Origin of the sequence: Mariniflexile aquimaris (genome assembly GCF_042676825.1) — a bacterium.
In the GTDB taxonomy this organism is placed as follows: Bacteria; Bacteroidota; Bacteroidia; order Flavobacteriales; family Flavobacteriaceae; genus Mariniflexile; species Mariniflexile aquimaris.
In genome coordinates this window covers 1-2,674 of the sequence record NZ_JBHTIB010000065.1, presented here as the reverse complement: position 1 = coordinate 2,674, position 2,674 = coordinate 1, and the positions used below count along the sequence as shown (strand labels likewise).

4 protein-coding genes are annotated in these 2,674 nt (G+C 32.0%); all 4 read left to right on the top strand.

Annotated features, from left to right (window positions below):
• The first annotated feature begins 79 nt into the window (after positions 1-79).
• The 4 genes from ACFQ0I_RS17480 to ACFQ0I_RS17465 all read left to right on the top strand — a co-directional run bounded on the left by ACFQ0I_RS17480 (position 80) and on the right by ACFQ0I_RS17465 (position 2,487).
• The gene (locus ACFQ0I_RS17480) at positions 80-433 is read left to right on the top strand and encodes a hypothetical protein (RefSeq protein WP_379944280.1); all 354 of its coding nucleotides are present in this window, start codon (positions 80-82) and stop codon (positions 431-433) included.
• Between the two features lie 186 nt (positions 434-619).
• Entirely contained in the window at positions 620-778 is a 159-nt protein-coding gene (locus ACFQ0I_RS17475) for a hypothetical protein (protein ID WP_379944279.1), read from the top strand.
• Between the two features lie 428 nt (positions 779-1,206).
• Complete coding sequence (locus ACFQ0I_RS17470) at positions 1,207-1,836, top strand: FEKKY domain-containing protein (protein WP_379944278.1); 630 nt, start codon at positions 1,207-1,209, stop codon at positions 1,834-1,836.
• Between the two features lie 150 nt (positions 1,837-1,986).
• Positions 1,987-2,487: a hypothetical protein gene (locus ACFQ0I_RS17465; RefSeq protein ID WP_379944277.1), complete on the top strand. Its 501-nt coding sequence runs from the start codon at positions 1,987-1,989 to the stop codon at positions 2,485-2,487.
• Positions 2,488-2,674: the final 187 nt, after the last annotated feature.

Here is a 2,674-nt window from a genome sequence, read left to right as displayed (position 1 = left end):
TGATTTTCCTTCGGAAAATCCTCGCACACAAGCACGCAACGTTCCTTACACATAAACGTTAGGCACAAGTTGACCAAAAATGCGAGCAGAAGAATATAATAGAATAACGAAAGAAGGAAACGTACTTGATTTTGGAACGCTAAAAGAAACTAAAAAGCAACTCGGAATTAATAAGTTGACGGAACTTGAATCTGAAATTGACCGAATAATATCGGAAAACAAAATTCAAAAACCTGAATTGCACGAAAAGCCGAATAGTTCGGAAACTGACTTTTATCTGATTGACTTAAACTCTGACCAAATTGAAATGATAGTTTCTATGTTTGGAGATTTGGAAGTTGGAAATCTCGGACTGAATTACGAAACAACTTATTCCGCTAATTTTTTTGCTAAAATGCTTGATAAGTGGAATGATTTGCCAGATTATAGATGAAAAAAGAAAAAACCAGTGCCTAACAAAGTATATAAAAAATTGCTGGTTTAGGCTTAATTTAAAGGTCGTTGCTTGTTTTGTTACGTCTGATTTTCCTTCGGAAAATCCTCGCACACAAAACCGCAACTTTCCATATACATAAACGTTGCCATTCATTGCGGAACGCACTCAAAACGAAAAAATAATATGAATAAAATAAGAATTATCGGATTAGTAATATTAGTTATCGGAATTATAATTCAGTTCACTTTGGAAAACGATGCTACTGATTTTATTTCTGGTCTTTTAATTGGTGCTGGAATTGGATTACTATTGACTGGTAAAATTGGAAAAACAGCAAAATAATTAGATTCGGGATTGAATACCGAAAACAGAAATGAACGCTGAAAATTACTCTTGCGGAATTACTCACTCAATCGGAATTAAAAAAGTTTGTGGAATAAATCGCTGACCGAATTCACTTTAACACAAGAAAATCGGAAAACGGAATTAAGCCGAATAATTAAAAACTGAATAAAAACAACGAAATGGCAACAACGTGTATAATTAATGGCTAGTTCTAGCCTACTTACGAAAATCCTCGCGGATTTTCTATCTGGTTTTTATTTGCTAAATTAGGTGCTTAAACACGCCACTAATCATACACAAAACCGTTGTAAAACATTTGGCTCAACCAAAAAATAGTTTTACTAACCGAAAAGAGCAATTCACTAATTATGGATTGTTTTATATAAAAAGGAATTGAATATTTGAACTAAATAAAAATAATAAAGATGAAAAAAATATTTATAACTCTGATTTTAGCTTTGACTTTCACTGTTTCTAAAGCGACCGAAAAAGAAATAATCGCTGAAGTAGTTTTTGAGAACTTAACTGGTAAAGAATTAAATTCTGGCGAATTTTTTATAACCGAAACTAATGAAAGAATTGAAATTAATGACACTAAAAGTTTTAAAATAACTTTGCCTAGTAAAGGTAAATATCAATTCGGATTTGCAACAGAGGACTTTACTGCATATACATATTATCCTTCAAGAATTACAAACAATAAAAACACAATAACAATTCGTTTAGTAGAAAAAACGGATTTGACCTTTAATAATGGAACTTTCTCTTTTCCTATGAATTTGGACACAAATCTAACTGATGAACAAATTGAGAAAAGGATTTCGAAAGGAACCTTAAACTTCATTATTCACGGCATTGACAATTCAATACCTAAAGAGTTTGTTCAATTTAAAGAAAAATATGGTATTGGACTTATAAGAGAAAATTGTGTGATTGACCCATTGTCATTTAAAAAAGCGACTGAAAACAATCAAATGATTTTCGATTATTTAAATAAAAAATACGGAAAGGATTGGCTGAATGAATTGCCGACAAAACCTTTCGGAATAAAATAAAAAACGTTTTACAACACCGTATATAAAAAATTGCTAGTTTTAGCTAAACCAATGTGAGTTGCTCGTCTGTTAGCTTCTGATTTTCCTTCGGAAAATCCTCGCACACAAACACGCAACTTTCCATATACAATCACGTTGTAAAACATTTGAATGAAAATACGGAGCATAACATTTAAAGTACCTGAACCTGAATTAAAAATCATTAAATCAGTAACAGTTTATATCTCGGAAAAACACTCTGAAATTATAATTGCGCCTATTTCTAAAGAACCAAAAGGGAGCTACAACTACGAACAAGAGAATTGTGAAGTAATTGACTTGAACTCTGCATCAGAAGTTATCGGAGAAGCGATTAAGAGGAATTTCAATAAATTTGATATTAAAGAGAAAAAAGGCGGAATGGGTAAAAAATCTGACTGGCCTGCTTTGAAAGCAAGTAAGGAAAAAAGTGGTCGGAGTTTTGAGGAAAAATATCGCAGAATTTCAATTCGCGGAATAACGGACAGAAATAGTTCATTAAGAATTGAAACTGTAATGAATTTGACAAGCGAAATTGAATTGACAACTACGATTTCAGCTCATTGTGAGCCATCGGAATTAGGAAATAGAATTTTAAAAATATTTCGTTCGGAAATAACTGAACGGAAATAAAAAAACGTTTTACAACACCGTATAAAAATAATTGCGGTTTAGTTCTAAAACAAAGGTCGTTGCGTGTTTGTAACGTCTGAATTTCCTTCGGAAATTCTTCGCATACAAACCCGCAACTATTCTTATACATAAACGTTAGCATACATACCGAAAACACATGATTGGAGCATATGGGAATTTTAGTGAT